Here is a 26787-nt window from a genome sequence, read left to right on the forward strand (position 1 = left end):
AATCTCCACACTTCATGGGCCGCGATTTCCGCTGGCCCATTTTTTTGTCTTTCGTTTGACTTTGCTGGCGGTCACGACCAGGCGATGACGCGATCGCGTTTGGTCAACCAACTCATTGTCGTTGTGAGCACCACGTCAGAAATGTTTCGGGGGCTGGCGCCTTCCCTCCGCGCCCTCTCAAACAGCGGGTCATAGGTTCAAGCCCCACATCACCCACCAACCTTTCCAAGCACTTAGCATTGGATTTAGCCGCAAAGCGGCTGGAATCACTCTCACACATGTCTCGCACAGTTTGAGAGGATGCAATGACTGTTTAGCGGCAATCTCAATGAGATTCGTATTGCCTCACTGGAGAATGCTCCCGGTCGGATAGCACATTGCCTCACCAGAATGCTCCCTATGCCCTGCTGAGTTCTGGTAGTTGTTCATCTTCGCCAGGCTCGTTTCCGAATATCATTTTATGCGCGCGATCGCGACGCCAGTCTTTCACCCGTCGTTGCACCGTGCGGATCAGTCCATCAGGATACTCACCGGGATAAATGCTTTGAAGTCGCTCCAGTAGCTCCCGGCCGGTTCTCCATGGCTCAGCTTCAAACCAACTGTAAAGATCACTCGTGACGTTAGCCAGCGGGTCAGGCCGCCGTCGCTCGCGTTTTATTTTTGGCTTTGCTTTCGCGGTCGGACGAACTTCGCCCGCCGTCCACGCGATACGCAGGCTCCGCAAAAAGCTCTCGACATCGGGAGCCTCGCTTGAGGGGTTCCCTGGTGCGCGATGTCGGCAAGCCGCTGTTGTCCTGCACGAATGTCGCGGAGGAGTGTCACAGGATCGAGTTGTTCGCTCATGCGCACCAAACGGTCGCGTACCTCCATTGACGTCCTTGAATCCGATAAAATTCGTTGATGTGGCGTCGCGGGGGAAGAATAGAGCTTCTTCACCATCGCTCCATATCGTTGCTTTTCGAGCAACTTAAAAGAGGGTTGGAAGAAGTTCACGAACAAGCGCACCGAACGGTAAAGCTCCGCAAGTGTAGCTGCAGCTTCAACACCCTCATACCGATGATAGCCAACAATGCGGCGGACGACCGATCCGTTTTTCTGCTCCACATGAGCCTGATCATTTTTGCGATATGGCCGACAGCGAGTGAATTCGATGTCTGAGTCAACGCAGTAGTCCCTGATCGTGTCGTTGATAAATACGCTATCGTTGTCTGTATCAAAGCCAAGCAGCGGGAACGGCATTACGCGGCGGAGCTCGGTCAAAACCTCCGTCAAGAGCTTCTGTTCGCGAACAAGCAGCGGCGCGCATTCGGTCCAGCCGGTCGCGATATCGGTAAGGACAAGGGTTTGAATAAAGCTGCCGCGTGCGTTGGGACCGGAGTGGGACACCAGATCAGCCTCGATAAAGCCAGGTGCGGGATCACCCCAGTCAGAGAATTTTCGTATTGGGATATTCCGCTTCAATGCCGATGAAGCAACGGAACGTCGACGTCGACGGCCGCCTGCTGTTTCGCGCACCTTTTTCAATGCACGGTCGATAGTAGCCGCACTCATCCGTAGCAAAAGTGTACGGACCTGATCGTCTAACTTTAAATGGCCGTGCTGTTCCATCGATGAAATCAGAATTGGCAGTAAGGGCTTCAATCGCTTACCACAGATTCGGTCGGAGGCCTCCCACAACACGACCAAAGCGTCTCGGGTTACCTCGTCATAAATCAGCGCTTGCTTTCGCGGCTGCGGTTGCCTGTCCTCTCCCCGCAACAGACGCATCGCGTGTTTACGATGCATCCCACTAATCGAAACGAACTGATCGAGGATCTCCGATTTTTCCTCCCTCTTTCCGGCCGCATAGCGCTTTGCCAGAGCAGCAACCAATTCCTTTTTCGTCGTCACGCTGATCAACCTCATCTGATTTGCTCCGCATCCACAAATGCTGGGAGCAAATCAGATGAGGCAACGACCAACAATCAGGGAGCATTTATTGCGAGGCAATGCGGCATCTCATCCTGATTGCCGCGCTACAGCAATGACCTCACATTCCGTTTTGGGTGACAAAGTTCGCGTCTACCGCCGCGCCAACAGCTCCCTGTGGCAATGCTCCACTTATCTCTACGGCAAAGAATGGCGCGTCAGCTCCAAGACCGACAGTCTGGCGCTAGCGAAGGAGTTTGCCGAGGACTGGTATCTTGAACTGCGCGGCAAAAGCCGCATCGGCCAGTTGAAGATGGAGCGAACGTTTGCGGATTCGGCAGGATAGAGTTCCGATTGAACGGGTTTAGACGAAGGTCTATAAGGCAGTTCTTAATCTGGAACCGTGAAGTTTTAGAAGGGTTGGGTCCGGATAGCGGCCCGGTTCGTCCTCCGTCTGTCAGTGTGACGTCAACGTGGATACACGCTGACGTGAAACGGAGAGCAACCGAAGAGAGGAAACATCGGTGTTACGCGCTTTCAGGGACAAGCGGCTGATGATCGTCACGGAAAGGCGGCTATTAACGCCGGCATCCGCTGCGCGGATCGTCGCCGCCGGTGCCACAATTGTGGGGCCGGGCTTGTCCTCCCGGGAGGTTCTGCGCGTGTTACTAACCGGCGATGTGGATGCGGTTATTATCGATATCGCGTTTGAAGAAAACGCCCTGGTGCATCTGGCCATGAAGCTGGAAGAAGCCGGGCTGCCGTTCGTGTTCGTGTCTGCGTTGCAGACAACCCCGCCGGGCTACGTGTTAAGCGATGACCTGATGGAGCTTAGGGAGATTGCCGACGCGCTTTTCGGTCCGCCTGCACCAGGGGTCACGTTTCACTGACCGGCTTCCGGTTCGGCGGATCCTTTTTTGTCAAGAAATACCCGTCCTTCCGTAATGCCGAACTTCTGAAGCGCCAAACGTCGCACGATCCGGAAGAGCTCGACGTCGACAGGCTCTTCGTCATCTTTCAAAGGATAACTTGCCATTGCCACCGCGATCGTCTTTTCGACGAGCTCAGTGGGCAAGTTCATCAGGTGTGAAGCGTTCAGCCCAGCGACCGAGCAGGCCGCGTAGCGGGAAATCATCAATATGTGTGATAGACGGGACCCGTTGCAGCCCTCCCCTGAACAGGCGGGAGCACGTAGTAACCCTCAGTCACTACCGCCTATGAACTCGGTTGGTAGCAATGTGGGCAGTGTACCACTTCTAGGTGGAGAGTCCACCTGTTGATGCCCAACCATCTTGTCACTCCTTAGTGGCAGCGTTCGCGTGCCAAGGGCTTGTTCCAATTTAAGGCGTGTAGGGGTCGCGGTATCCACGCCCTTCTACGTCTCATGGGGGCCGAGGGGCTTCGCCCCTTCTCTCCCCCAAACAGGTGTTCCGCCCAGCTTCCTCCACTGAGTTCCGTGCAGCCGGTTCCCCGCGAACCCCTGTTGTCCCCTTCAAACCCCACCGCTCACGCGGCCCCGGGAAGCAGGACGGGGCCTGTTTCCCTGTCCATTTCAATCAAGGAAAGGGATAAACCATGACAACCTCACAAACCGACCGTATCCGAGAACTGAACGATATCTTCCGCACGACGTGGCTCACGGGAAAGGTACTGATGACGTCGGGTGTTCGCAGCCTTCCAGAAGCGACGCAGTCGCGGATTGCAGAGGCGGTGCAGAACTTCAGCACATTCAATGCCGATAACGATCCGCATGGTGAGCATGATTTCGGGTCTGTCACTGTCGACGGGTTCAAGGTGTTCTGGAAGATCGATTATTACGACCTGAAGATGGAGTACGGTTCAGAAGACCCCGCCAACCTCGATATCACCAAGCGGGTACTGACCATCATGTTGGCCGAGGAGTATTAAGCTTATAACATGAACAGAGAGCGTGATGACCTCGCGCTCCGCCGTTTGTAGATCAAACTCATCCCATTCTGCCGATCCGCCCCCGCATCGCCGGGGCGGCGGCTTGCTTCAACGGGTTCTAGCAATTAGTTTTCGACATATGAGCGACGTTGAAGGTGCTACCCAACCGAACCTTCGTGACCTGGCCTGTGAAATTGGCCAAGTCCAAGTCTATTGGTGCTTTCTGGAAAACGAAATGCAACGTCTGCTGGATGAGGGCGGGTCGGCCCAAACCTTAGATAAAGGGCTTATTGTCTCGCGTTGGAAACGCCTGATGAAAACCGTCAGAGGCTCTGATCAGACCAAGATCAAAAGTTTGATAGAAGCGGTTGAAACCGTGGCGAGGATGCGCAACTTGCTCGCCCACGGCATTAAGGTAGTTAATGCCAATCCTTGGGAAGAGAACACGGCTTACGCGATTTGCCGAGAGCAGAATGGCACTGAGCACAAGCTAACCATCGACATGATCAAAAACCTCTCTTGCGACATCGAGAGAATAACTCTCTCACTTCGGCGGGTTGAGCGAGATATCCACGATGCTTGATTAATGTTGGCACCCTGTCAGTTTGGTGGTAATAATTACCACCATAAGCATATGGAGGTGAACATGGCCAATGTTGAGAAAATCAGCGTCTCGATGACGCCGCAGCATGCCGAGATTTTGCGAGACGCCGTAAAAAGCGGCGCTTATGCCAGTGGAAGCGAAGTCATTCGCGAGGCTATGCGCGACTGGTCGGCTAAATGGGCACAAAAGCGCGACGACATCGGCAAGCTTCGTGAGCTATGGGCGGAAGGCAAAGCGAGTGGCCCAGCGACCGAAGTTGATTTTGACCAGGCCCTCGACGAAGCACGTGCAGAGCTGACGGCATTCAAGAAGCATGACCGCTAAACTAGTTTGGACACCCCTGGCCCGCCAGGATGTGAAAAGCATTTATGTTGATATTGGCAGGGAACAGCCTAGAAGTGCCGAGCGGTATTTCGAACGATTCCGCTATAAAGCCGGGTTATTGGCTGAACACCCGCGTCTAGGCGAACGCCATCCCGAGATCTTTCCATCCGCCCGCATGCTTGTTGAGGCCCCTTACGTCATTCTCTACGAGACGACGCCGGATACCGATGACGGTGACGTTCTTACCGTGGAAATCGTTCGCGTGGTTGATGGTCGGAGAGACCTCCAGGCTTTGTTTTGATTGGTCTTTACCAACTTTGCAGCATAACCTCGCGTCATCGCCTGAAGAATAAGAACCGGTAAGGAGCAACGTAGATGCTTCGTAAATTCCGCAATCACAGCGAAAACCTATTGCAGAAGCAGATACGCCCCGCAACGGAGCGACATGGCGCTCAACTGCACGAGAAAGTCCGGGTTGCAGACATCGGTTTCGGGCATGGTGTTTGCGCTACGGGAACTGGCGGGTGGGGGCAAGCGTCCAGAAGGTGGCGGGCGACTTGGGATACGAGTCCACGACGGCCTTCATCGTCATGTTCAGGAAGGCGCTTGGTACCACCCCATATCGCTACTTTGCAGATCGGCCTTTGAGCCATGAACGCACATCTGCCTTGATAAATGACTCTGGATCCCCGCTCTCGGCTTGAAATCGCTCTCCATCGATAACATTTAAGGATCACTTCCCAATGAGCCGATGTCCTGCTCGCTGCAATCGCCGCGGCGTTTGACGTTCTCCCGGGATAAAGAAGAAGGCGCTCCCCTTTTGGGTTGAGCGCCTTTTTTTTGTCTGATGCGACCGCAAATGTGATGCTGCACCTTGACCGCACAGCCTTCGCGAATGAGATCTGCATTAAGAAACTTATGGAAACACATGCCTTTTTTTCTCGTGACGCAGACATCGCTGGTCGAAGCACAGGATGAGCAGGAGGCCGCTCAGATAGGCGTCGGCCGCCTCCGCTCCGGAGGACAGGTCACCGTCGCGGTCAAGTCGGATGAGACGACAATCACGCATGTCGTTGTCTCCTCAGTGGCCGAAGAGCCTTTCAAGCTCTCAAATTCCGGGCCCGCCGACCCACCGCCTGCTGCTGTTGCTATCGCAGAAGCTGGTCCTGCTTCAGCGGAAAGCAGGAGGCTGATCTTGAAGCGAATGCTTGCAGATGGTCTTGCCCTTCTCGGGCGCCGAACCTAGTCCCATCCTCGGGTTATGGCTGATGCTAGCAGACTCGTCTTCGAGCGTCGGTTCGAATCGAAAGTGAGGATCGAAAAATTGATCCTCCAGGCCGCGATTCGCGGATGCAGGTAATCGCACGAGGCATAGCGGGCAAGCCGGCCAATGTTCGAGGGCGGTCTCGTTTCCCCAACTGAAGCAAGCGGTGACGGCGGTGCGAGCGAGGTAATGGAACGGATGCCAGTGTGCTTGGGGAGAATGCCGAGGCACGCTATTGCAATATCCCTTTACGACAGGGTTCCCCGGCAACCCATCTGCGGCTCGATGAGGCATGTCTGACCGGAGACCGGCTGCGCCTCGATCGCCTTCCCGCAACGACAAGGCTCAGATTTCTTACCCCGGATCCCTCACGGGCTCCTCCTCGCCCACTAACAAATATGCGACTTGCCGCCCTCCATTGCGTTGCGGCCTTATCAGGTGCGGTCCGATCGTCTCCGGTCTTGTCGACTGCCATCGAGGCCGCGATGGGCGCGGCCCGAACACGCGAAAAGGAATACGACAATGGCTACCATCGGCAACTTCACCTCCACCGAAAACGGCTTCACCGGCTCCATCCGAACTCTCGCCCTGAACGTCAAGGCCCGAATCGCTCGGGTTGAGAACCCATCCGATAAGGGCCCACAGTTCCGTGTCTACGCCGGCAGCGTCGAGCTGGGTGCCGCTTGGCAGAGGACCTCCGAGCAGGGCCGCGACTACCTCTCGGTTAAACTCGACGATCCAAGTTTCCCGGCTCCGATCTACGCGACGCTCGCCGAGGTCGAAGGCGAGGAAGGCCTCCAGCTCATCTGGTCCCGCCCCAACCACGACTAATCAGAATCACGAGGCTCCGCCACTGGCGGGGCCTTCTTTCCTACCGAGGGATCAGAGCCTGATCAGGCATTGAGCCGAGTCCGGTTTTTGGTGTGGCACACGGTGAGCAGGAAGCTGGTCAGAATGCATGATTGTGTCAAGTGAGAGCGCCAGCCTCTAGGATGGGCAGTGCCCCCAATTTGCTTTACCCGTTTTTGAGGGCAGCTGCCGCAAATCGGCTCCCTCACTCCACAGATTTGCCGGTCGATGGCGCGATCCGTGGCTTGCCATCCCTCCCGGATTGGTCTGTCATAGTTCACAAAGGTCGAGGAGACGAACATGACCTACAAACTCGAAATCCAGATCCAAGACTACGGTCCTTTCTGACCAGGACGCGACGCTTGCGGCCATATCGGTCGACATCACAGCCAGGCCCCGCTTAAATCTCTTAGGTACCTTCGTTGATCAGCTTGAGCATCCTGTCCGTGGCGCTGTTGCCAAGCGCCGGCTCCACGAGCACCTTGGCTCGCCCACATCCGGCGTGCCGATTTTGGCGATCAAATCTTCTGGCGGGATTGCCAATTAGTATTTCTATCGACGACGCAGGCCGTACGCGAGACCGCAACGCATTATTGGAAATGGAGGCTTACCGGGGCTTTTGTCGCTCAAGTAAGCTGGATGTTGATTGACGTGTTGGAAGCTGAAAACGCCACGACCAACGTCAACAACGTCGCTCGGATTGATCTCGACGTTCTCCTATCAACACCCACTCCTGATCTTGTCTTCATCCTTGCCCTTCAAAGTCACGAGCCCTGTCATCTGCCCGCGGGCGCCTGATGGGCCACTGATGAGTAACCGCGACGCTTCTTCTGACGGAGAAGCTCGAAAAACAGATCGACGGCCTCCTGCTCAGTCTGGAAATGGTGACTCATCGTCTGGCCACGCGTTCCGATTCGACCCCAACGTCGCATCAGACAAGCTTCCCCAAACAGGTTTGGCTCGATCGACATCGCATAGAAGCGAGCCATGTTTCTCGTGGCGTCTGTGCGCTCAATATAGAGGTTATAGGGCTGGATGATCATGTCGGCATGATCGTGTTTCTCGGAATCTTCGTCCAACGACAGTTTTGAATCGCTCGAGGGTGATTGATTCATTTTCGTGATCTGGCGATGCAGTCGTGCTTGGCCGGTCCGCCTCCGGCGTACGTGTCTATGCGCTGTCGCGAACGAAGTCCCCGTTCGATCTTCGCTATTGGCCAAGCCATCAGCAACGCGGTGACGGAGGTCTTCGGCGGACTGACCGAAGGGGGTACCCGACCAGTAGACGGCTTTCTCAAGCAGAACGCCTCGGTCGGGGGCAGTCGGTCCCGGCTTCCGCTAATGCGGCGCTATGCTAAGCCTCCTGCGGCTGCCCGATAACCGACCGAAGCATGACGAGAATTCCCGAAATCACGCCCTGGCGGTCGTCGCTATGCTGATTTCTCCGATGCTCTTCATTTTGAATGGAGGGGCGCTGCGCGCGGCGAGAATCTGCTCTGCGCCACGCAAGCTTTCATATCGTTTCGCCGGAACCAGATGGCGCGACCGCACCTGAGCGGCGGGTTTCCTGCCGTAAAAACGATCTGCTCGTCAGCTCTCATCCGCAGCACTTCATACGGCTGGATGAGCGGCCGAGCGGCAAGCTGCTTTGACCGGGTCCGTGACGACCCGCGCGACTGGAAGCTGCGGCTAACCTGATCGATCTCGACCGTCGTCATGCCGCAGCGGCGAGAAATGTAGTCTGCCGTTTCCGGATCGTTGATGGCGGAAAAGCTGATCCAGCTCGCGCTCTCGAACCACTTGCTAGAGGCGTCGCGGCCGCCGTAGGTTTCGCGCAACTGGCCGATCGACTGGTAGATCATTGTCAGCGTGATGCCATACTTGCGGCCAGCATCCCGCGCGGTCTCCAGAATGCGCATATAACCGAGGCGGGCGACCTCATCCAGCAGGAAGAGCGTGCGCCCGTCCATCGCGCCATCGCGATTATAGATCGCGTTCAGGAATGAGCCGATCACGACACGCGCCAATCCGCTATGGGTCTCCAGTGTCTTCAAGTCAATGTTGATGAACACATCCGTCGTGCCGGATGCGATGTCCTCGGTTCGAAATGTCGAACCCGAGACCAGCGATGCATAGTTCTGGTAGGAAAGCCAGTGTGTTTCCTTGATGGCGTTGGCGTAGACGCCTGAGAATGTTTCCGGCGTCATGTTGACGAAACCGGCGACGTTCTCTTTCACGAAGTCCGAGTCCGAATTGTTGAAGATATCCTGCAGTCGCTGGCGAAGCTCCGTTTCGGGCTCTGATAGATTTCTGCGTACCTGGCGCAGCGTCTGTTGGTCCTTCGGCGTATGACCGGACAGGCAGACGTCAGCGATGATTGCGGTCAGGAGTTGCAAGCCTGAAGCACGGAAGAAGTCGTCGCGCACTCCGTACGCGCGACCGCTATCGCTCATGATCCATGATGCGACCGAGGCGATATCCTCCTCTTTGGTGCCGCCATACTGACCAATCCAGTCGAGGGCGTTAAAGCCGTTCGCGGGCGTGCGCGGATCGAGGATTCTGACGCGCCGGCCGCCGTCTTCACGATGTTTCGAGACCATGGGCGCGACCTCATTCGACGGATCGAGCACGACGAGCGAGCCGCCCCATTTCAGAGCAGTCGGGATTGTGACCGCAGTCGTTTTGAAACCGCCCGATCCTGCGAAGACGATACCATGCGAGGAGCCGAACGATCCGTCGAAACAAAGCAGGGGCGACTGGCCTCCAGCACCCCACGTCTCACTGTTATCTGCACGGAAGGAAACACCACTGGCACCGTCACGGTCGACGCGATACCGCTCACCGACGACGATGCCGCCGGTCGCCGGGAACAGCTTTTCGGCTCTGGCAAGTGTCATCCAGTCGGCCTCGCCGTGCAAAGCGCGTTTGCCAACGATGCGCTTTGGTGTAGCCCGCGCAAATGCGGCGTTGCCCACCATCGCCACCCGCACTGCAAAGCAGCCTGACATCAGTGCAGCGGCCGTGCCAATCATGGTCGAGGGATCGAGGTAGGATAGCGCGGACCTTCCGGCTGGGACCTGGGGTGAGAGCACTGCCAAGCGTATTCCTTCCCGCAAGCACGCCACCAGGATGACCACCGAATTGCCGATAGCGGCTCCAAGGCCTGCAGCGCGAATGCTCGCCGACCCAGCCGTTCCGAACAGGAAAATCAGGCCGAGCGCAGCCGCCAACATATAGGGTGCGGCGATCCCTACCCGTCCAAGACTGAGCCTTGCCGCTTCGGAGTTTCCTAACCCGGCAAGCCGCGTCTCAATGCCGGTCATCGCGAGCATGGCGGCGCTCATCATGGCGACAGGCAGAACGATGAAAACGATCCTATTCGCCTTCATTGCCGAACGCCTCCGCTCCTATCGCCGTCAATCGTGTTCGCTCCTTTTCGTCGGACTTCAGCCGCTTCTGCAGGTCGATCAATGCGCCGAGCAAAAGCGCCCGTTTCTCAAAACGAAGGCCGGCTTTGACGATCAGGCCGCCGAGCTCAATCTTGTCACGCGTATCTTTCTTCCGGGCATCGGACGTTGCGTTCCTGCTCATCCTTTCAAGCCTCACGATCGCTGCCCGAAGTCGCGCCAAACGAGAGCGCTTGTGAACGCCCGCTGCCCGTGGCCCTGTCCCCTGCCCCGTTCCGTCCGCTCGTGCCCGGCTCGCCTCCGCGAAAGCGTTTGGCCAGTTCATCGAACACTACCTGAAGCTCGCTCTCCTCGATTTCTAACTCGCCGAGGCCTGCCCGAAGTGCGATGCGACCAATACGCTCGGCCTCTCTCGTTTCCGCGTGCTTGAGCTGTTCCTGAAGCTTGGCGATTTCTTCGCGGATCTTGGATGATGGCTTTTTCATCTCTGGATTGTCCTCTGTTGCTGCATTACGTGGTTCACGCATCCAGAGTCCTTCAGATCGGCATGCCGATCTACTAGCAGAAATGCGAGTAGGCGGAGCCTACGCTTTTGAGCATCATCCCGACCGTTCGAAGGACGGATCCGAAGGGCGCAATTATACGTCGCTGATGCGACGCCATGCTTCTAGGCCCTGGCGGGGCCTTCCGCTCCTCTTGAACAAGTTGATTTCGTCGGGTTGAAGGAGCTCGTCCGGTAATGGCCGTTCCGCATTTCTCCGTCAGCATCGTTGCACGCGGTTCCGGCCGCAGTGCCGTGCTGTCGGCGGCGTATCGGCACTGCGCCAAGATGGAGTATGAACGAGAAGCCCGGACTATCGACTACACTCGCAAGCAAGGGCTGCTGCACGAGGAGTTTGTGATTCCGGCCGACGCACCTGATTGGCTGCAATCCTTGATTTCCGATCGATCCGTATCTGGCGCCTCCGAAGCCTTCTGGAATAAAGTCGAGGCGTTCGAGAAACGCTCCGATGCGCAACTCGCCAAGGATGTCACCATCGCCCTGCCAATCGAGCTTTCAGCCGAGCAGAACATCGAGCTCGTCAGGGATTTCGTGGCACGGCACCTCACCGCCCAGGGCATGGTGGCGGATTGGGTTTTCCACGACGCACCGGGCAATCCGCACATTCATCTGATGACCACTTTGCGGCCGCTGACCGAAGACGGTTTCGGTTCGAAGAAGGTGGCGGTTAGGGGACCGGATGGCAAAGCGCTGCGCAACGATAGCGGCAAGATCGTCTACGAGCTTTGGGCTGGCGGGCTCGGGGATTTCAATGCGTTTCGCGACGGCTGGTTCGCCTGCCAGAGCCGACATCTCGCGCTTGCCGGACTCGATATCAGGATCGATGGCCGGTCCTTTGAGAAGCAGGGCATTGAGCTGACGCCGACTATCCATCTTGGCGTCGGCACGAAGGCGATCGAGAGGAAAGCAGCCAGTGGGGATGGACCTGCGAGGGAAAAAGCTGCGCTCGAACGACTGGAGTTGCAGGAAGAGCGACGAGCAGAGAACGCGCGTCGGATCCAGCGTCGTCCGGAGATCGTGCTTGATCTTATCACCCGGGAGAAGAGTGTCTTCGACGAACGCGACGTCGCGAAGATCCTTCATCGCTATATCGATGATGCAGGTCTCTTCCAAAGCCTGATGACGCGCATCCTGCAGAACCCCGAAACCATCCGGCTTGATCGCGAACGCATTGGCTTCGCGACTGGGGTCCGTGCGCCGGCAAAATATACGACACGCGAACTACTCCGTCTCGAAGCCGAGATGGCTAACCGGGCGATCTGGCTCTCGCAGCAGTCGTCGCATGGCGTCCGGCCGACCGTGCTCGAAGCGACGTTTGGACGTCACGAACGGCTGTCCGAAGGGCAGAAGACCGCAATCGAACACGTTGCCGGTGGTGAGCGGATCGCAGCCGTGATTGGCCGCGCTGGCGCCGGTAAGACAACGATGATGAAGGCGGCGCGCGAGGCATGGGAAGCAGCCGGTTATCGTGTCGTTGGTGGTGCCCTCGCCGGCAAGGCGGCGGAAGGTTTGGAGAAGGAAGCGGGTATCGTTTCACGCACGCTTTCGTCCTGGGAGCTCCGCTGGAGCCAAGGTCGCGGGCAGCTCGACGATAGAACGGTCTTCGTGCTGGACGAGGCCGGTATGGTTTCGTCGCGGCAGATGGCGACATTTGTCGAAGCCGTCACAAAAGCCGGCGCCAAGCTCGTGCTTGTCGGCGATCCAGAACAGCTTCAGCCGATCGAAGCGGGTGCTGCCTTCCGCGCCATTGCCGATCGCATCGGCTATGCGGAACTCGAAACGATCTATCGCCAGCGTGAGCAATGGATGCGCGACGCGTCGCTCGATCTGGCGCGTGGCAATGTTGGCGAAGCCGTCTCAGCCTATCAGTCGAATGGCAAGATAATCGGCTTTGAGCTGAAGGCCGATGCTATCACCAACCTCATTGCCGACTGGAACCGGGATTACGATCCTGCCAAATCCACATTGATTCTCGCGCACCTGCGCCGCGACGTCCGCATGCTGAATCAACTGGCGCGCACGAAGCTCATCGAGCGCGGCATCATCGAAGACGGTTGGCCGTTCAAGACCGCCGACGGTGTCAGAAGTTTTGCTGCTGGCGACCAGATCGTCTTCCTGAAGAACGAAGGCTCGATCGGCGTCAAGAACGGCATGCTGGGCAAGGTGGTGGAAGCAGCGTCCGGGCGCATCGTGGCAGTGATCGGCGAGGGCGAACATCTGCGCCAGGTTTCGGTCGAGCAACACTTCTATAACAATGTCGATCACGGCTACGCCACCACAGTGCACAAAAGCCAGGGCGCGACGGTAGACCGGGTTAAGGTGCTGGCGTCCCTCTCGCTGGATCGTCACCTCACCTATGTGGCAATGACCCGTCACCGTGAAGATCTCGGTGTTTATTTTGGTCGCCGATCTTTCGCCAAGGCTGGCGGCCTGATCGAGATCCTGTCGCGCCAGAATTCCAAAGAAACGACCCTCGATTACGCTGGCGGCAGCATCTACCGGCAGGCATTGCGCTTTGCCGAGGCGCGCGGCCTTCACATCGTCAACGTTGCCAGAACCGTCGCGCGTGACCGTCTCGAATGGACGATCCGGCAGAAGCAAAAGCTATTCGATCTCGCCGGCCGGCTCACCTCCATCGGCACCAAGCTCGGCTTTGCCTCCTCGACGGCCAGCACAATTCTAACGTTAGCAAAGGAGAACAAACCAATGGTGGCCGGTATCATCACCTTTCCGAAATCGATCGATCAGGCAGTTGAGGACAAGCTTGCATCCGATCCGGCGTTGAAGGAGCAATGGGAAGAAGTCTCGATGCGCTTCCATCACGTCTATGCGCAGCCGGAAAGCGCGTTCAAAGCCGTCAACGTCGACGCGATGTTGCGCGAACAAGCAGTTGCCGAAAGGACCATCGCTAGGATTGCCAGTGAGCCTGAAACCTTCGGTGCCCTCAAGGGCAAGACGGGTCTACTCGCCAGCCGTGGCGACAAGATCGACCGGGACCGGGCGCTGAAGAATATCACGCCGCTCGCCGACAGCATCAGTGATTATCTCCGCCAGCGTGGCGATGCCGAACGGCGAAATCACGCAGAGGAGCTTGCGGTCCGCAGGCAGGTCGCGCTGGAGATCCCGGCCCTCTCGTCCAATGCGAAAAGCGTGCTGGAGCGCGTCCGTGACGCCATAGACCGCAACGACCTGCCCTTGGGGCTCGAATATGCGCTTGCCGACAAAATGGTGAAGGCCGAACTCGAAGGTTTCGCCAAGGCAGTCACCGAACGCTTCGGAGAAAGAACCTTCCTGCCCCTCGCAGCGAAGGACACAGCCGGTGAGACTTTCCAGCGCGTGACGTCCGGCATGAACGCCGCCCAGAAGAGTGAGGTGCAGCTGGCCTGGACCACGATGAGGACGGTGCAGCAACTGTCTGCCTACGAGCGCAGCGTGACAGCACTCAAACAGACAGAAGCACTTCGGCAGACAAGGTCTCAGGGGCTCACTCTCAAATGAAGATGCGTCATCGACACAGAGCGCTAGGGCGCATGAAACAGCTGGTCTGGTTCTATCGGATCAGCAGCGTCAGCCTGTTAACGCTTGGCCTCATTGTACTGCTCGGAGAGGCAGGTTTTCGGGTTAATCTTACACCGAGCGAGCCCCTGGGTTTGTGGCGGATTGTCAAGCCCAATCGTCCGATCTTGGTCGGAGATCTAGTCTTCATTTGCCCACCGGACACCGACGCGATGCGCAAGGCGCGGGCGCGGGGATATCTCCGCTTCGGGCTCTGCGAAGGCCTCGTCGCACCATTAATCAAAACGGTTGTTGCGACAGCGGGACAGGCGATCCAAATCAGTGACGTTGCGCGCGTCGATGGCCGCCCGCTCCCTCATTCGAGGGTTTCCCGCAGGGATGGCCAAGGGCGCGAGATGACGCCTTATGACGGTGGTGTCGTTCCGCCAGGCACAGTCTTTCTCCATTCCGAGTTCCCGGGTTCGTTCGACAGCCGGTACTTCGGTCCTTTATCGATGGATGGCATCCTCGGATTGGCACAGGAGGTCTGGACCTATGCACCGTGATTTCTTCCGAACGGGTCTCCTCTTCACATTATCGGCTGGCGCCGGATGGATCGGTTGGAGTGGTCACGCGCTCCTTCTCCCCGTTGCATGTGCCTTCCCCGTGCTTTGGTCCCTCGCACGGACGCGACTTCAGGCGGCCGGGATCTCCGCAGCGTATTTCCTCGCTGCATCGCGTGGACTACCGGGGGGCGTGGCGAACTTCTATGGTCAGGATATCTGGCCCGGACTCCTGCTCTGGTTTGCCGCCTCTTCCGTCTATGTGACAGTCCATTTGGTGCTCTGGACCAATCGCGAGGGCTGGCAAAAATCTTCGCGATACGTCGCCGCGTGTCTGGTGATGGCGGTTCCACCATTTGGCATTCTGGGATGGGCGCATCCGATCACCGCCGCAGGCGTTCTGTTCCCAAGGTGGGGATGGTGTGGTCTGATAGTGATGGCAGCCGGCCTCGCCGTCATGACAACCCGATACAGGCCGGCTGCAGCCATGGCCATGATAGGCTTCTGGCTCTGGTCCGCCGCTCAGTGGACGCCGCTAAACCTACCTGCGTCGTGGATGGGTGTCGGCCTCAAAATGGGCGCGTCTTTAGGACGCGAAGCTGGTATCAACCGGCAAAAAGAGCTGATCGACGTTGCTCTTGCCCAGCCGCCTGGCACAACCGTTGTACTGCCGGAAAGTGCTCTCGGTTTCTGGACGCCGACGGCTGCTCGCGTCTGGCACGAAGGGCTCGCCGGGACCGGTATCACCGTCGTCGCTGGAGCGGCACTCATTGATGGTCGCGGCTACGACAACGTGCTCGTGATGATATCCGCTGAGCAGACAGAGATTCTCTACCGGGAGCGAATGCCGGTGCCCGGATCGATGTGGCAGCCGTGGAGAGCCTGGATTGGTGGTGATGATGAATCTGGCGCGCGGGCACATTTCTTCGCGAATCCCGTCGTAGAGGTCGGCACTTCAAAAGTCGCGCCGCTGATCTGCTACGAACAACTCCTCGTCTGGCCAGTTTTGCAATCGGCATTCCACCGCCCCGACCTTATCATTGCAGTCGGAAACGGTTGGTGGACCGCGGGGACGTCGATCATCGACATTCAACGGGCGAGCAGCGAGGCCTGGGCCCGCCTGTTTGATCTTCCTCTCGTCATCTCATTCAACGTCTGAAACATGGAGTTTGCATGCTTGATGCTGCGTTGATCAAGGAATGTGCCGATCCTTCGTTGAAGCCTGTAATCGTCGAGCAGTTTGTCCAGGCGGTCGGTTCGGACGATCCGCTTGCCATAACGGTGAAGTCCGGTGGCCGTCTGATCCTCATTCCCAAACCGAAAACACCCGAGGAAGCGATCAAGATCGTCCGTGAGAACATTGCTGGCTCTATCGTGCGGGTTGGTCTCACCCAGATCCCGGCGGGCATTGGTCTGAAGCATGCTTCTGAATTGAAGGTCGATTTGGTCGAGCCCTGCGCCAATCTGCGGATGGGCACAGGGATGTTCGCCAAGATCCTCCGCATCGTTGCGAAGTGGTATGGAGATCCGACAAGCGAAGAGGTTTTCCCGCAGCTGTTCGATGACGCGATCAACGCCTGGCGAACCGGTAAGTTCGAGGGTGAGAGCGTGTTTCAAGCTGAGGATCCGGGTGGCGAGGTTGTGCAGCGTTCGGAGGTGACGACCGATAATACTGGCAATGGCGAAGATGCACTGGCTCAGAAGCCGGAGGACGCTAATATCCGGATTGATTTGAAGAGGATAGAGGATCGGATGTGACCATAATTAAGATTGGACGGAACTCGACTTTAAAACAGACGCTCATGTGTTGCAGGGCTCGGCAGCTAAGGCCGGTTCCCTAAGTCAGGTTAACTCTAGTTTCTGTAAGGCTGCGGGAAGACAATATCTTGATCTACTAAAATATTGAATTTGTAGCCTGGCCGGATCCTGATGGTAGGCTGTACATTAAGGGTCTTTGAAATTGTCTGCTCGGCCACTCTCCCGAAACTCTCGGCGAAATTCCGGCGTGCCGCATCAGAGGCCGTATCCTGTGTTGCCAGTGTCGAGCTTTCCGGCATCGACATATCGATCCCCGTGCCGATGATGGCAACAAGCGCGGCAGAGCCAAAGGTGCGCCAGAGGTGACGATCAACCTTGTCTTTAAAACCTCCATACCCCTCGGCATCCGTTCCGGACATGCTGCCAATCTGAAGTGTCGACCCGTTAGGGAAAATCAGGTCGGTCCAAACGACGAGTACCCGCTCCTGGCCGAATGATACCTTGGAGTCGTAGCGACCAAATAGCTTCGCACCCTGCGGGATCAGCAGCCTGTAGCCGGTGGCACTGTCGTAAACATTCTGGCTGACCTGCGCCGAAATCCTGCCCGGAAGATCTGAATTCAAGCCGGTAATCATCGTGGCCGGGATCACCGATCCACGCTTCAACTCGTAGGGCGAGAGCTGCGGCACCACTTGGTTCGGTAGGTAGCCAAGATCCTTGATGTCCTGATTGAAAAAGTCCTCCTTCGAAGTCTGACCGTTTTGATCGACATTCTGTCCGAGCAGACCGGACTTCATCGCGGGGCATAGAGATCGGATGCACTGTTCGTCGTGGCATTGAGAGGTTGACGGGTGTCCGTCCTGCTTTCGGAAGCGTTCTTCTGGATCTCGGAAACGTCAACCTTAAGCGGGGAATCGAGTGCAGTCGCGCGTGCCTGGAGGCTTGCCATCCTCTGACGCTGGGTTTCGCGAATGACTTGCTCGTCCTGTTCGCGCTTAAGCCGGGCCTTCCACTCGGCTTCCGGCTCAAGCTGCGATCGCCGTTCCGTCCGAATCTCGTTTCGCCGCTCCACCACAGGATCTCTCACCGGCTCGCGGTCGACGATTACGGGCGTCGGCTGAAATACTTCTCGTTGCTCCGGTTCGCCTATGATCCCGTCCGTCACGCCTCGTTTCAGTTGATCGCCAAATGTGGTCGCTGGTGTCTTGGAGGTAGTGTCGAGTTCGTTTCCACTGTTGAAGGAGAGACCGCGCCAAGACAGGCCGACGATCACAACGCCGAAGAAAAGAACGATGATGACGATCGCAACGATGATCGGCAGGCGATTGAGCCGCCGCATGGTTTGTTGCTCGTCGGTATTGCCCGCCGTGCCGAGCTGAAGCGATTGCGCCATGGTTGCCCTCCCCTCAGTTACGCTGCATGATGGAAAACGGACTGGCGGGCGTCGCGCCCGCTGACGTTGCTGTGTAGGCCCTGCCGAGCGAGATGGCCGGTGTGCTGACCCGGGCAAGGACCTGTCCGTCGAAACTGTCGATCGACCACGCAACCTCGACGGGCTTTTGATCCTTGCCTACTTTCCCGTCGGCGATGACCGTATATCCCCATCCCTTCAGCGCGGCCTCGAGAGCAGCGGCGTATTCCGAGGTGTCCTTGTCCATCTTGAGGATCGTAGTGCCGGCCGGCCCGACCTGTTCGGCAAGGCGGCTTGCCATATCGCCGGCGATAGCGCTGGCGGTGGCGCCAGTGACGGTAATCGGTGTGGAACTCGTAGTCAGCGTCTCATCCGCAGTCTGGCAACCGGAGAGGATGGCGGTTATAATGATCGCGGCAATGGTCTTGTTCATCGGTCAACCTCCCCGCCGGATCGTGATCTTCTGCTGGCGCCAGCCAACCCCGGAGACGAGCACGGCTTTGTCGACGGCGTAGTCGACGATCATCATGTCGTTCTTCATGCGATAGTTGACGATGCGGTTTTGCCCCCCGCTGACCACGAACAGCACCGGTGCATCCTGCCCGGAGATCGACCGGGGAAACTGGATATAGGTCTTGGCGCCGTCGGAATAGACGCGCTTCGGCCGCCAAGATGCTCCGCCACTGACCGAATAGGAGAAGTTCAGCTTGTCCGGAGCGGTTCCCGGAATGCCGCCGGTCTCAAGCCGCGCGTTGATGTCGGCCAGTTTGGTCGAGACGTCCTCCGGGTATTCGAAGCCGATCCGGGCCATGTACTGACTTGGATGGGATTTGAGCTGGATATGGTAGGTCCGCCGAGAGGTCGTGACGACCATCGATGTGACGAGGCCGGCCTCCGACGGCTTCACGATCAGGTGGATCGCCTGTCCGCCGGTTGCTCCAGACGTCGCCGGCTCGACCTTCCAACGGACAGTGTCACCGACAAGCACGTCTCGGACGATCTCGCCCCCTTGCAGCTCGATGTCGCAAACCTGAAGCGGTGAGCACACAACCGAGGGCTGGGTTTCGCCAAACAGAAAGATGACCTTACCATCAGGCCCGGTCGTCACGAGACCGGGCGTCCCCCGCCATTTGCGCGAGATGTTGGTCCCCTTCACCTCGTTCGACGTCATGCTCTGCGCCATCGCGCAGTCCGCAAGGACGAGTCCGGCCATGCAGCCGGCGGCCGCGATCAATCCTGTTCTGTGCATGTGAATTTCCCTGCCCTTAAAGCTGTGCGGTCCACTCGAAGTCCTGGACATAAAGACCGATCGGGTTGAGGCGGATGATCGCCTCGTCCTGTGGCGCGGTGAGCGCGACCGTCGCGATGCCGCGAAAGCGGCGCGTTCCGGTCTGCTTGCCCTTGCGATCGCGCTCGTATTCGGTCCAGTCGATCTGGTAGGTCTGGTTGGACAGTGCCACGATGTTGTTGACCTCAACGGCGACAGTCGATGTCTTGGCCTTTTCGAACGGCGAATTGGCGCGAAACCAGGCATTGATCTTCTGGGTCGAGGGATCGGACGTCCTGAGAAGCGCATAGGTCCGGTCGATATATTGCTTCTGAACCACTGCGTCGGGGGTGATCGACTTCAAGCTGGTGATGAAGTTGCCCAGTGTCGCGCGCACGACGCGGGCATCGGCATACTCGATCTGCTGGGGGAAGCCGGCTGTAACCGACGTGCCGAGCTTATCGACTTCAACGATGTAGGGCACCAGCTTGACCTGCGTGCTGAGATACATGGCATAGGTGAAGCCTATCACGGCCATGGATAGTCCAAGTATCCCCACTATTCGCCATGCCCGCGCGGACTGGACGTAGGATCCATATCGCTCCGTCCATTCCTGCCGCGCGGCAAGGTAGGGACTATCGGGCGGCCGGTTTGCTGCCATCGCGTGTCGCCTTTCTGATGATTACTTGTCGTTTCGTTCTGGCGGCATTTTGGGACCGCTTTGTCCGGTTCGGCTCTGATTGAGCTTGGCGTTGGCCAGCCCCATGATCGAACCGGCATAGGCTCCGGGCGAACCGATCGCCTTTTCCTTTGCGGCCAAGCCGGCTGCTTTACCAGCAGACGTGACCCCGGCTGCCGCGCCGCGAAATTCTGCACCGATCACAGAGGATCCTGATGCGCGTGCTGACTGAGTTGCAGTGGCTTCAGCGCGAAGAGCAGCAACCGCGAGCGACGCCGCGCCAAGTGCGAATGATGAAGCCTGTCCCCCATGGCGGATAGTTTCCATTCCACCTGTGACCGATGCCCCTTGAACGACGCCCTGAATGATGTTCGGGACATATACGGCGATGATGAAGACTACGACCGCGATCCCGGCGATCGCCAACGCTGTCTGAAACTGGTCTCCGACGTCGGGCCGGTTTGCGAGACCAATCAAGACCTCGGATCCGATCCGCGAAATCATGACCAGAGCCATGAGCTTCATGCCGACCGAGAAAGCATAGATCAGGTAGCGGACGGCAAAGTCCTTGGTGAACGATGAACCGCCAAGTCCCAGCATGATCATGCCGGCAAGCAGGCCAAGATACATCTCGACCATCACTGACACGAAGATCGCGGCAACGAGCGAGAATGCGATCACCGTTACGACCATCGAAAAAGCGGCCGAGATGGCAAGCGCATTGTCCTCGAACAGTCCGAACTGCACCTTCTCGGACATCTTGGTCGCAACGGCCAGTCCAGCATTGAACACATCCGCCGGCGAAGCCGTACCTCCACCAGCGCCGATCTGAAACAGGCTATCGACGACCGCCTTCGCGAAGGCCGGCCCCTGCGCGAGAACGAAGGCGAAGAAGCCCACGAACATGATGCGTCGGACCAGCTCAGCAAACCAGCTGTCGAGCGATGCGGCTTGAAGCGCCAGCCAAACGGCGGATATGCCGATTTCGATTCCGGCGAGGACCCAAAACAGGGATCTCGCCGCATCCATCACGGTGGTTTCCCAACCCTTAGCGGCAGTGGTGATCTCGTTCTGCAGCGCTGTCAGGACCGACCCCTCCTGCGCCATCGCGGGCTGGAACGACACGACGACGAATGCGACGAGCACCGCAATGCCCCTGATCTTGTTGAGCTCAGAGATCATACGATCACCACTCGATCCTCATCTTCTCGCCGCCCGACGTCGGGTATTCCTTCGTTGAACCGAAGAATTTTTCACGCCGCTCCTGCGCTTCCTGCTTCTCCGAGAGCATGAACCAGAGCCCTGTTGCTCCGAAAGAGATGATTATGACAACCATGGCCATGATCAGTTTCGTTCTCACCATTCCACCTTCATTTTCTCGCCGCCGGATGTTGAGGGCGCGGTCGACTTGAAAAATTCCTCCCGGCGCGCCTGGGCAAGATCCTTGTCCGACTGCTCGCTTTGAAGCCACGTGCCCATCATCGTCATCTGCTGGGAAACCAGGCCACGCAGCTTCTGCATCTGGGAAACCTGCTGGGCGGCGATCTGGTGTCCGACCTGGAGCGCCTTCATCTGGCCGTCGGCAGACTCCGACATGGATCGCAGCGAACTCATCGTGCCCTCCTCCGTGTCGAACTGATCCGCTGTGAGGCTCGCAGCCTTCAGTGTGCTGCCGATCGTGTCCCGGTTCGTGTCCGACCACGATTGATAGGTGTTCGAGAATGTCTCGGCGTTCGGCAGATCGGTCTTCAGGTCCGAATAGCTCTTGAACCGCTGTTGAAGGACATCGTCGGCATTGCCCATTGAGAATGAAATGCTTTGCCCCTGATCGACAATGCTGCGCAGACGGTTGAGATCGCGTTCGACCTGGCCCCAGATGTTGTCGGGTAGCCGTGCGGTGTTCTGCAGCATGTTCTCGTAGATCTTCAGCTGGTTCTGGATCTGCTCCGCCAGTTGGGCGATTTGGGTCAACTGATTGTCGACCTGAATGCCGGAGCTTTTCAGAAGGTCAATGAGCTGAGCATTGTTGGCAAGCTGCGTCCATTCGGTGGCAGCGCCTGTCGCAGATCCTGCGTGCGCGGGAGCAACCGGTGAAAGCACGATTGTCGCGGTCATCGTTATGATGATCCAGCTACTGGACGTTGAGGTGCGACGTGGCATCGTGAACTCCTCTCGATTGAAGCCAATGGGCAGGCCAATTCTGGCCATGTTCCGCCTTCAGCGCGCGTATCCGCTTCAGGTCTTCCTTTCCGGACGCACCGACAAAGCTCAAAGCCACCGGCCCCAGCGACATATCGAAAAGCCGCCGTCCGTCGGGCGTGGCGACGTAGTATTCGCGCTTCGGGATGGCACTAGAGACGATCTCGATCTGGCGTTCATTGAAACCGATCCGCTCATAGAACTCGCGGGTGCCCGGCTCTCGCGCGGCACCATTCGGCAAGCAGATCTTGGTCGGGCAGGATTCTTTCAGCACGTCGATGATGCCGGACCGTTCCGCGTCTGAGACCGATTGCGTCGCCAGAACGACAGCGCAATTGGCCTTGCGGAGAACCTTCAGCCACTCCCGGATCTTGTCGCGGAAAACGGGATGACCGAGCATCAGCCAAGCCTCATCCAGAAGTATTAGGCTCGGAGAGCCATCGAGCCGCTTCTCGATCCGTTGGAAGAGATAGGTAAGGACAGGTACGAGATTACGCTCGCCCATGTTCATGAGCTCTTCAATCTCGAAGCATTGGAACGCGCCAAGCGTGAGGCCGTCTTCTTCCGCGTCGAGAAGCTGACCCATCGGCCCGTCGACGGTATAATGATGAAGGGCATCCTTGATCTCTCGCATCTGCACGCCGCTGACAAAGTCCGACAGCGATTTTCCAGGTGCTGTCGCCATCAGGCTGATCTGGCGTGAGATTGCATTGCGATGGTTGGGCGTGATGGTGACGCCCTGGAGGGCGATAAGCATTTCGATCCACTGAGTTGCCCAGGCACGATCGCTATCGGTGGAAAGATCGAACAGAGGGCAGAAAGCAAGCGCTCCCCCCTCTCCGATCTGGTCATTGCCCATCTCATAGTGGTCGCCGCCGGCGGCAAGCGTCAGGGGAAGGAGCGAGTTGCCCTTGTCGAACGCGAAGATTTGCGCAAACTCGTATCGGCGAAATTGCGCGGCGATCAGTGCCAGGAGCGTCGATTTACCCGAGCCCGTTGGTCCGAAGATCAGGGTGTGGCCGACGTCGTCGACATGGAGGTTGAGACGAAACGGCGTTGAGCCCGAGGCCACCTGCATCAACGGCGGTGAGTTCGCCGGATAAAACGGGCATGGCGCCACCGGATTGCCCGACCATACCGAGTTCAGCGGAACGAGGTCCGCCAGATTGCTTGTGTTGATCAGCGGCTCACGGACATTGGCGTACCAGTTACCCGGCAGACTGCCGAGAAACGCATCCGTCGCGTTCAGGCTTTCAATGCGTGCGCCGAACCCCTCCGCCTGGATCAGTCGACGGATGGCTTCCGCCTTTTCCTGCAAGGTGTCGCGGTTTTCATCAAACAGGATCACGACCGGTGTGTAATAGCCGTATGCTACAAGCTGGGACGAGGCTTGAGCGATGGCGTCTTCGGTCTCGGCGACCATAGTCATAGCATCCTGATCGACCGATCTACTCTGCGTCTGGAACAGCTGGTCGAAGAAAGGGCGAACCTTTTGCTGCCATTTCTTGCGCGTGCGTTCGAGCTTCTGGCGCGCCTCTTCCGCATCGAGGAAGATGAACCGTGACGACCATCGATAGGTCAGAGGCATCAGATCGAGATTGTTGAGAATGCCGGGCCAGCTCTCGGCTGGCAGGCCATCGATGGCGACCACCGCGAGAAACCGGTTCTCGACCTTCGGCGTCAAACCATGCTCTAGCTCTGCCGTCACGAGCCAGTCGAGATACATCGGGACGTCGGGCAAGCGAACCGGATGGCTCTCCCCCGTGATACAAAATCGAACGAATTGCAGGAGGTCGTCGTAGCGTGCGATCCGTGTCCCACCTCTCTCGCGGACCTCGCGGGTCTGCATGCGGGCAATAGACAGGGTGTTGGTCAGATACTGTTCGAGTTCCCGGATCGCGTTGAGGAACACGAACAGGACGGTATCGGCGTAGGATTTCTTCCGGCTCTCCTCGTCCGAATAGATGTACTTGCTGAGCGCCGTCTTCCTCGACTCGAGCGGCCGGTACGTAAGAATGATCGCATGTTTGCTCTCGAAATGCCCCTGCTCGCGCTGGAAATGGGTCCGGCGCTCGGCATCGATGGCGCGGGTGACGGGATCTGGAAAATGGCACTGGGCCCGCGACGGATAATCAACGGTCGGCACGCGGACCGCTTCGACTTGGATCATCCAGCCTGTTCCCAGACGCGAGAGGATCGCATTGATCTGCCGGGATAGCTCGTTGCGCTCGTGGTCGGTTGCGCTTTCGGAGTCCGGGCCCGCGAAGTACCATCCGGCCATAAGGCTTCCGTCCTTCAAGAGGAGCACGCCGTCGTCGACCAGCCCGGCATAGGGAACGAGATCAGCGAACGAGGGGCCGGTCGCGCGGAAACGTTTGAGGGCAGCCATCGGGACACCTCTAGTATTTGCGCCACGGGGAAGCCGTTGGCCGATAGTGGGCTTTGTAGGAAATGTGACGGGCATAGACTTGCCGCATCAGCGGATCGGATTTGGCCATTAAGCGGAGTAAACCGACGATGACGATCCATACGGCCACGCCAAAGAGCACCGAGTAGACGGTCAGCACCACGAAAATCAAGATCACGGCTGCAAGTCCGGTGATCAGCACCAATTCGCGGTCGGCGCCCATCAAGAGGTTCGGTCGCGACAGCGCGCGATGGATGCGATTGCGTTGGAGGCTCACAACGCCCCCTCCCACGCTCCGTCCGAAACGACCTGCGTGACCCGCTCTTTAGGCATGCCGATCGACGCACCTGTGGCCCCAAACAGGCCGACGATCGTCGTCGCGCCGAGCAAGATGCCAGCGACCAAGACGACATAGACCAGCCTGCGAGCAAAATCATTGAGCTCACCACCGAAGATCAGCATCCCGCCGGCGATCGCCACGGCCGCCAATGCGATGTAGCCGGCGACGGGGCCAGTGATTGACTGCTGAATCTGTTGAAGCGGCCCTTCCCATGGAAGACTTCCTCCGGAACTGGCAAAAGCGGGGAAAGTAGCGAAAGCAATAGACAAGGCCATGGCGGCAAGCGCCAGGAGTGATCTCTTATGCGGCATCTCGGCTCTCCTCTGCGAAGGCTTCCGTCTCGTACTGGCCCTCTGCAAAGCGGGTTATGTGAACAATTTCGCTGATGCGCCGGCCTTTCGCGGTTCGCTCAATCGAAATGACCAGATCGACCGCGCCTCCGATAACCGCCTGCATCGGCTGGTGGCTGGCCTCGGCAGTCAGCTGCTCAAGGCGCTGAAGCGCGGAGCGTGCGCTGTTTGCGTGGATCGTTGCGACACCGCCCGGATGCCCTGTATTCCAGGCCTTCAGCATGGTAAGCGCCGCGCCATCACGGACCTCGCCCACGATGATCCGATCTGGTCGCAGGCGCATTGTGCTTTTCAGGAGACGCGACATGTCGACCGCGTCACTCGTGTGCAGGCTGACAGCATTATCCGCAGCGCACTGAATCTCCGCGGTATCTTCAAGGATGACCAAGCGGTCGTCTGGTGCCTGATCTACGATTTCTGCGATGATCGCATTGGCAAGTGTCGTTTTGCCGGAGCCGGTCCCGCCGGACACAAGTATGTTGAGTCGAGATGTCACGGCGTGCCGGATAATTCTTGCCTGGGCAGACGTCATCACTTGGCTTGCTACATAGGCATCGAGCCTAACGAGCTGGGACGCGCGTCGCCGGATCGTGAAGGTCGGCGCAGAAACGACGGGGGGCAGCAGGCCTTCGAAGCGGTGTCCACCCATCGGCAGTTCACCCGATACAATGGGACGCGCGTCATCGACTTCCGATCCGAGCAGATGAGCGATGCTGCCGATGACCGTTTCCGCGGCCTCTACGGTAATTGTGCCCGCTTGGAATATGCCGGATCCGAGCCGCTCGATGAAGAGTCTACCATCGGGGTTTGCCATTACCTCTACAACGTTGGGATCGCTTAAAGCGTCGCACACCTGGCTACCAAGAGCGTCTTCCAATTTCCGGATGAGGCGCGGCAGTGAGGAAGCGCGCATCATTGCTGCGGCTCACTTGAGGAATAAGTCGTGCCTTTCGCGTGCCTGCTGCTCAACTCGCTGTCCGTCATATGTCTGGCAAAGCTCCTCTCATGTGATTGGAGAAGGTTGCGATATGGCGGGTCGATCAATCCACTGGCAAAAGTGTTAGTGACCCGCGTTGATACGGCTTTTCTGAATTGGTGGCTGCGTATCTGCCGCTTAGGGAATTCAACGATATCGACCCTGGCCCGGCCGTAAGCTCGAGGTTGAGCCGGGCCGATCCCCTGTCGTTACGCAAGCATATGGCACCGACAATCATGATCTTCGTTGAATGAAGAGCACCCATTGCTGCTTTTGTTATTCGTCCCGAATCGGTGTGCCGCTTCATACTGAACTGTGGCGCTTTCGACTGACGTGAAATGGCGTCTTGCGGCGCAACTCACTAGCAAATGTGCTAGTAGCGGTTGCGTTATAAATTCTGGTTTAAGTGGTGCTAAGTTGCTGAATTGGAATGACGATACTCGATTAAAGCCACTCGCGCTATACTGGTGGATTAACGTTTCGTTAACGCTATAACGCTGGACGACAACGCAGAATC

27 protein-coding genes and 3 pseudogenes are annotated in these 26787 nt (G+C 57.9%); 13 read left to right on the plus strand and 17 right to left on the minus strand.

Annotation, left to right across the window (positions count from 1 at the left end; genetic code table 11):
* Positions 1 to 397: 397 nt before the first annotated feature.
* A pseudogene (locus AC07U5_RS22795) lies at positions 398 to 1905 on the minus strand (transposase).
* Positions 1906 to 2023: 118 nt separating this feature from the next.
* Here AC07U5_RS22795 and AC07U5_RS22800 point away from each other — a divergent pair.
* On the plus strand, positions 2024 to 2254 hold the full coding sequence (locus AC07U5_RS22800) for a hypothetical protein (RefSeq protein ID WP_313557525.1): 231 nt from the start codon (positions 2024 to 2026) through the stop codon (positions 2252 to 2254).
* A gap of 208 nt (positions 2255 to 2462) precedes the next feature.
* Positions 2463 to 2798, plus strand: a complete 336-nt coding sequence (locus AC07U5_RS22805) for a hypothetical protein (protein ID WP_113262164.1) — start codon at positions 2463 to 2465, stop codon at positions 2796 to 2798.
* Here AC07U5_RS22805 and AC07U5_RS22810 read toward each other — a convergent pair.
* The gene (locus AC07U5_RS22810) at positions 2792 to 3043 is read right to left on the minus strand and encodes a hypothetical protein (protein ID WP_113262118.1); all 252 of its coding nucleotides are present in this window, start codon (positions 3041 to 3043) and stop codon (positions 2792 to 2794) included. The genes AC07U5_RS22805 and AC07U5_RS22810 overlap by 7 nt on opposite strands.
* Positions 3044 to 3483: 440 nt before the next feature.
* Here AC07U5_RS22810 and AC07U5_RS22815 point away from each other — a divergent pair, with 440 nt between their 5' ends.
* The 7 genes and pseudogenes from AC07U5_RS22815 (at position 3484) to AC07U5_RS22845 (ending at position 6839) form a co-directional block, all read left to right on the plus strand.
* A complete protein-coding gene (locus tag AC07U5_RS22815) occupies positions 3484 to 3816 on the plus strand; it encodes a DUF3768 domain-containing protein (RefSeq protein WP_113262119.1) in 333 nt (110 codons plus the stop codon).
* Positions 3817 to 3955: 139 nt separating this feature from the next.
* A complete protein-coding gene (locus AC07U5_RS22820; protein WP_162741947.1) occupies positions 3956 to 4399 on the plus strand; it encodes a hypothetical protein in 444 nt (147 codons plus the stop codon).
* 63 nt (positions 4400 to 4462) lie between these two features.
* Complete coding sequence (locus AC07U5_RS22825) at positions 4463 to 4744, plus strand: ribbon-helix-helix domain-containing protein (protein ID WP_113262165.1); 282 nt, start codon at positions 4463 to 4465, stop codon at positions 4742 to 4744.
* The gene (locus AC07U5_RS22830) at positions 4734 to 5045 is read left to right on the plus strand and encodes a type II toxin-antitoxin system RelE/ParE family toxin (protein WP_113262121.1); all 312 of its coding nucleotides are present in this window, start codon (positions 4734 to 4736) and stop codon (positions 5043 to 5045) included. Before AC07U5_RS22825 ends, AC07U5_RS22830 begins: the two co-directional genes overlap by 11 nt.
* A 195-nt stretch (positions 5046 to 5240) precedes the next feature.
* Positions 5241 to 5448: pseudogene (locus tag AC07U5_RS22835) on the plus strand (helix-turn-helix domain-containing protein); the annotation flags it as partial.
* 224 nt (positions 5449 to 5672) lie between these two features.
* The gene (locus AC07U5_RS22840) at positions 5673 to 5990 is read left to right on the plus strand and encodes a hypothetical protein (protein ID WP_113262122.1); all 318 of its coding nucleotides are present in this window, start codon (positions 5673 to 5675) and stop codon (positions 5988 to 5990) included.
* A 540-nt stretch (positions 5991 to 6530) separates the two neighbouring features.
* Complete coding sequence (locus AC07U5_RS22845) at positions 6531 to 6839, plus strand: DUF736 domain-containing protein (RefSeq protein ID WP_062597706.1); 309 nt, start codon at positions 6531 to 6533, stop codon at positions 6837 to 6839.
* Between the two features lie 794 nt (positions 6840 to 7633).
* Here AC07U5_RS22845 and AC07U5_RS22850 read toward each other — a convergent pair.
* The 4 genes from AC07U5_RS22850 to traC form a co-directional block, all read right to left on the minus strand.
* Positions 7634 to 7900, minus strand: coding sequence for a WGR domain-containing protein (locus AC07U5_RS22850; protein ID WP_062597789.1), 267 nt, complete (start codon positions 7898 to 7900; stop codon positions 7634 to 7636).
* Between the two features lie 410 nt (positions 7901 to 8310).
* Entirely contained in the window at positions 8311 to 10245 is a 1935-nt protein-coding gene (traG, locus tag AC07U5_RS22855; RefSeq protein WP_113262124.1) for a Ti-type conjugative transfer system protein TraG, read from the minus strand.
* Positions 10232 to 10447 carry a type IV conjugative transfer system coupling protein TraD gene (gene traD / locus AC07U5_RS22860; protein ID WP_062597704.1) on the minus strand — a complete coding sequence of 72 codons (216 nt, stop codon included), beginning with the start codon at positions 10445 to 10447 and terminating at the stop codon, positions 10232 to 10234. The genes traG and traD overlap by 14 nt, the downstream gene beginning before the upstream one ends.
* 4 nt (positions 10448 to 10451) lie before the next feature.
* Positions 10452 to 10748 carry a conjugal transfer protein TraC gene (gene traC, locus AC07U5_RS22865; protein WP_113262166.1) on the minus strand — a complete coding sequence of 99 codons (297 nt, stop codon included), beginning with the start codon at positions 10746 to 10748 and terminating at the stop codon, positions 10452 to 10454.
* Positions 10749 to 11002: 254 nt separating this feature from the next.
* Between traC and traA the strand changes: the two genes are divergently transcribed.
* Genes traA through AC07U5_RS22885 form a run of 4 tightly spaced genes read left to right on the plus strand, consistent with a single transcriptional unit; the run spans position 11003 to position 16641 of the window.
* A complete protein-coding gene (traA, locus tag AC07U5_RS22870; RefSeq protein WP_312931132.1) occupies positions 11003 to 14323 on the plus strand; it encodes a Ti-type conjugative transfer relaxase TraA in 3321 nt (1106 codons plus the stop codon).
* 32 nt (positions 14324 to 14355) lie between these two features.
* Entirely contained in the window at positions 14356 to 14886 is a 531-nt protein-coding gene (gene traF / locus AC07U5_RS22875; protein WP_312931130.1) for a conjugative transfer signal peptidase TraF, read from the plus strand.
* The gene (locus AC07U5_RS22880) at positions 14876 to 16042 is read left to right on the plus strand and encodes a conjugal transfer protein TraB (RefSeq protein ID WP_312931128.1); all 1167 of its coding nucleotides are present in this window, start codon (positions 14876 to 14878) and stop codon (positions 16040 to 16042) included. The genes traF and AC07U5_RS22880 overlap by 11 nt, the downstream gene beginning before the upstream one ends.
* 14 nt (positions 16043 to 16056) lie before the next feature.
* Positions 16057 to 16641 carry a TraH family protein gene (locus AC07U5_RS22885; RefSeq protein WP_312931126.1) on the plus strand — a complete coding sequence of 195 codons (585 nt, stop codon included), beginning with the start codon at positions 16057 to 16059 and terminating at the stop codon, positions 16639 to 16641.
* 95 nt (positions 16642 to 16736) lie between these two features.
* Here AC07U5_RS22885 and trbI read toward each other — a convergent pair.
* The 11 genes and pseudogenes from trbI to trbB form a co-directional block, all read right to left on the minus strand.
* A pseudogene (trbI, locus tag AC07U5_RS22890) lies at positions 16737 to 18034 on the minus strand (IncP-type conjugal transfer protein TrbI).
* 13 nt (positions 18035 to 18047) lie between these two features.
* Positions 18048 to 18485 (minus strand): conjugal transfer protein TrbH, encoded by a 438-nt coding sequence (gene trbH / locus AC07U5_RS22895; RefSeq protein WP_312931122.1) that lies wholly within the window; start codon positions 18483 to 18485, stop codon positions 18048 to 18050.
* Positions 18486 to 18488: 3 nt separating this feature from the next.
* Positions 18489 to 19301 (minus strand): P-type conjugative transfer protein TrbG, encoded by an 813-nt coding sequence (gene trbG, locus AC07U5_RS22900; RefSeq protein ID WP_312931120.1) that lies wholly within the window; start codon positions 19299 to 19301, stop codon positions 18489 to 18491.
* Between the two features lie 16 nt (positions 19302 to 19317).
* A complete protein-coding gene (locus AC07U5_RS22905) occupies positions 19318 to 19980 on the minus strand; it encodes a conjugal transfer protein TrbF (RefSeq protein ID WP_312931118.1) in 663 nt (220 codons plus the stop codon).
* Positions 19981 to 20001: 21 nt separating this feature from the next.
* Positions 20002 to 21180, minus strand: coding sequence for a P-type conjugative transfer protein TrbL (trbL, locus tag AC07U5_RS22910; protein ID WP_153312760.1), 1179 nt, complete (start codon positions 21178 to 21180; stop codon positions 20002 to 20004).
* Between the two features lie 4 nt (positions 21181 to 21184).
* Positions 21185 to 21361, minus strand: a complete 177-nt coding sequence (trbK, locus tag AC07U5_RS22915; RefSeq protein ID WP_312931115.1) for an entry exclusion protein TrbK — start codon at positions 21359 to 21361, stop codon at positions 21185 to 21187.
* Entirely contained in the window at positions 21355 to 22158 is an 804-nt protein-coding gene (trbJ, locus tag AC07U5_RS22920; RefSeq protein ID WP_376782043.1) for a P-type conjugative transfer protein TrbJ, read from the minus strand. Before trbJ ends, trbK begins: the two co-directional genes overlap by 7 nt.
* A complete protein-coding gene (locus AC07U5_RS22925) occupies positions 22130 to 24586 on the minus strand; it encodes a conjugal transfer protein TrbE (protein WP_312931113.1) in 2457 nt (818 codons plus the stop codon). The genes trbJ and AC07U5_RS22925 overlap by 29 nt, the downstream gene beginning before the upstream one ends.
* A gap of 10 nt (positions 24587 to 24596) precedes the next feature.
* Positions 24597 to 24881 (minus strand): conjugal transfer protein TrbD, encoded by a 285-nt coding sequence (locus tag AC07U5_RS22930; RefSeq protein ID WP_312931111.1) that lies wholly within the window; start codon positions 24879 to 24881, stop codon positions 24597 to 24599.
* Complete coding sequence (locus tag AC07U5_RS22935) at positions 24878 to 25255, minus strand: TrbC/VirB2 family protein (RefSeq protein WP_312931110.1); 378 nt, start codon at positions 25253 to 25255, stop codon at positions 24878 to 24880. The genes AC07U5_RS22930 and AC07U5_RS22935 overlap by 4 nt, the downstream gene beginning before the upstream one ends.
* On the minus strand, positions 25245 to 26210 hold the full coding sequence (trbB, locus tag AC07U5_RS22940) for a P-type conjugative transfer ATPase TrbB (RefSeq protein ID WP_312931109.1): 966 nt from the start codon (positions 26208 to 26210) through the stop codon (positions 25245 to 25247). The genes AC07U5_RS22935 and trbB overlap by 11 nt, the downstream gene beginning before the upstream one ends.
* Positions 26211 to 26787: the final 577 nt, after the last annotated feature.

Source organism: Agrobacterium sp. GW821-FHT02D03, from assembly GCF_059421725.1.